Annotated in this window: 4 protein-coding genes and 1 tRNA gene; 3 read left to right on the top strand and 2 right to left on the bottom strand. The window is 35.1% G+C overall.

Translation table 11 applies throughout. The features are described from left to right. The 3 genes from AC1WHX_RS11675 to AC1WHX_RS11665 all read left to right on the top strand — a co-directional run. Nucleotides 1-278 (top strand): hypothetical protein (locus AC1WHX_RS11675; protein WP_481229426.1); only part of this gene is annotated, 278 nt, incomplete at its 5' end. Nucleotides 279-281: 3 nt separating this feature from the next. Then, nucleotides 282-947 carry a hypothetical protein gene (locus AC1WHX_RS11670; protein ID WP_481229424.1) on the top strand — a complete coding sequence of 222 codons (666 nt, stop codon included), beginning with the start codon at nt 282-284 and terminating at the stop codon, nt 945-947. An 18-nt stretch (nt 948-965) separates the two neighbouring features. Beyond that, nucleotides 966-1,193: a hypothetical protein gene (locus AC1WHX_RS11665; protein ID WP_481229423.1), complete on the top strand. Its 228-nt coding sequence runs from the start codon at nt 966-968 to the stop codon at nt 1,191-1,193. Nucleotides 1,194-1,247: 54 nt separating this feature from the next. On the opposite strand, the gene AC1WHX_RS11660 is transcribed toward AC1WHX_RS11665, so the two are convergent. Next, nucleotides 1,248-2,423 carry a tyrosine-type recombinase/integrase gene (locus AC1WHX_RS11660; protein ID WP_122304527.1) on the bottom strand — a complete coding sequence of 392 codons (1,176 nt, stop codon included), beginning with the start codon at nt 2,421-2,423 and terminating at the stop codon, nt 1,248-1,250. A 136-nt stretch (nt 2,424-2,559) separates the two neighbouring features. Next, a tRNA-Pro gene (locus tag AC1WHX_RS11655) sits at nt 2,560-2,632 on the bottom strand. Nucleotides 2,633-2,851 lie beyond the last annotated feature (219 nt).

The raw sequence follows: 2,851 nt of genomic DNA, 5'->3' as shown, positions 1-2,851 counted from the left end.
CCTTATTAATGCAAGATGTATTTACGTATATGAGTAGTAAAAAATATAACGGGAAAGATCTGGAAATAGGCAAAGAGACAGATTCATCAAGATTAAATTTATTCGCAGGATATACCTTTTTACAACAACTCAATGGTAAAGCTGAATTATCAAATATTGCTCTCTACGCTATTGAAATCTACAATCGAGATCTTACCGATGAAGAGATAGCTAAAGTAAAAGAAAGAATGATAGCAGAATATGAATTAAAAACAGGAAATAAATATGAGGAGGAATAAAAAATGAGATTTGTAATTTGTACGATTAACCAAGCAAAAGCACATGGTATAGAAATAATACCCACGATGCGTCAAAGTGTCGATAGAACACAAGTAGTCTTACACGATGAATGTGTGAGATATATAGACGAGTTCAATGTGCTTCCGAGATATGAACACAACAGCCGAGAATTTTCTGAACTTATGAATAGTGAGGAATGGATGCACGGTGAGGACTATGAACAGCCAAACGAGGACTTTGCCAAAGTGAGAGCGATGCAGATACTTACAGCTCGAACCACTGCTGATATTAATAAGATGAAACTTTCTAATAAAGAGAAAAATGATGTCAAAGAGTTTTATCCTAACTGGGAAGATTTTATCGGTAAAAGTCTTAATGAAGTTGGATTTACTGTTAATCATAAAGATAAACTTTATGAAATTTTACAGCCAATACCTGTTGTATTGGAACATCAAACCCCAGACATTGTCCCTGCCAATTACGGTCTTGTAAGCGAACATGACGGTACAAAGGATGATCCGATACCATACGAGCGTATGATGATTATACGGAAAGACAAATACTACATCCAAAACGGAAAACTTTATGTCGGAATTTTGGATGCTCCAAACGGTTATGATGCGGATTTAGATATGTTACAGACTTTGGTTAAGGAGGTAAAGGAATAGATGAATAAAGTAAACTTTATGAAATGGTTGAGAGAAAGTAACCGTCCTCGTCATATCTTATATGGATTTCTCGGGGCGTTGATAGGCACGTTACTGTTTTCCATAGGCTTGGCGATCGGTAAGGAATATGGAGACAAGGCATGGAGCGGGAAATTCGACCGGCTCGATTTATGGGCAACACTGATAGGCGGTATTGCCGGACAAATTGTTCAATTATTTATTATATGGATTTTAAGTAATTTATAAAACGGAATATATCTCTGTTACAGCCATTCATAACAGAGATATATTCGAGTTTATTTAAAAAATACCATCATGATTAACTATAAGTTCATTAGCTTCTTGTATGTCATGAGGTGTATATGTATCGGTCATGAGTATATCTGCATGTCGAGCCTGATCGCGCACAGTTATTGTATCATACTTTTTCAACATTGATGTAATTCCGGTATCTTTCAGACTATAAAATTTATATTTGGGAGGGAATTTCAGATCTTTCCGAATATAACGTGTCCAGAAATCTCGAAATGATTTCTCACTTTTATATTTTTTACCGGGCTGAAAATTGTCTGAGAATAAATAGTAATCACCCGGATTATTGAAAATACCCAAGTCTAACATTAGGAGAATTACCTTTTTAGGAAGTGTGACACATGCGTTTTTCTTATTTTTCGATATGGAGTCGGGAATAAATATTGTTTGTTTTTTAATTGAAAAATTTGATATTTGAATTTTACTCATTTCTTTTGGCCGTACAAAACAATAATGTAAGATATAACATGCCAACAGAAAATGTTTGTTCTTTTTGATCAAATAGTCATGTAGGCGGACCATATCACCATCTGGGATTATTGTTCGCTGTTTTTTATGTAACCGTTTTCCCAGCACGGGAATTCCTTCTGTCGGACGTTCCTTTAAGTAGGAGTTCTGAACCAAATAAGAAGAAAATACACGCAAAAAAGTCAAATAATTATCTCGAGTTTGTGCAGTATTTTCCCTGTCGATATAAATATAATCCAAAAACTCTGATATGAACATCTTATCAAACTGGTATATGTAAGTAATCGGAACTTCCCGGCTTTGATTCCATTTAATCATATTCCGGAGGTAAGATGCATAACCGACAAATGTCTCTTCTCGATAATTGCCATCGGAAAACATTTTTTCAATAAAGTGTTTGTACCGTTCGCATACCTCTATGAATGTATGATAAGCCCGACTATTTTCGGCTTCTATCCAAGGATTCCATCCTTCATCAAGTTTACGAGAGATTCGTTTACACAGTTCGTTAGCATATCTCCTTCTATCTGCAGCTTTTTCGATAAAATTAATTTTGATCGTTTTGATGCGCATTTTGCCGGCAACGGGATCGAATGCATAGAAACCGATATACCATCGTTTCCCAACATATAACTTGGGATAGGTATAATTAATGATTTCTTTTAGTGTAGTTTGGGCTTTCTTTTTTGACAACATTTTTTTTACATTTTTTGCAGTCAGCAAAAAATGCAACGTTAAATATTCTATTTTATCTCTCTGCCGTATCTCTGCCGGCTTATTAAAATGAATATAGCCTAATTATTTAGTAATTAAATAATTAGGCTATAATCTGTCGGGGTGAGAAGACTCGAACTTCCGACCTCCACGTCCCGAACGTGGCGCGCTGCCAACTGTGCTACACCCCGATTGACAATTGCGAGTGCAAATGTAATGTATTCCTTTTAAAAGACAAAAAACATAAGATAAAAATTTTATTCTTTTCTCAATTTTTCATCAGTTGGCATAAAAATGGACTTTTTCAACAAAAAAGTTTCTGTATAATTAGGTAGTTTCAAAAAATTGTCATACATTTGCACACGCAAAAACGATGGTGCCATAGCTCAGTTGGTAGAGCAAAGGACTGA

It is taken from the genome of Coprobacter sp. (assembly GCF_982436375.1).
The sequence above is the reverse complement of the archived record's forward strand: the minus strand, read 5'-3'. Positions and strand labels throughout refer to the sequence as shown.

Coding starts and splice junctions, on each gene's coding strand:
- AC1WHX_RS11670 (WP_481229424.1), top strand. CDS start 282: ATGAGATTTGTAATTTGTACGATTAACCAAGCAAAAGCACATGGTATA.
- AC1WHX_RS11665 (WP_481229423.1), top strand. CDS start 966: ATGAAATGGTTGAGAGAAAGTAACCGTCCTCGTCATATCTTATATGGA.
- AC1WHX_RS11660 (WP_122304527.1), bottom strand. CDS start 2,423: ATGTTGTCAAAAAAGAAAGCCCAAACTACACTAAAAGAAATCATTAAT.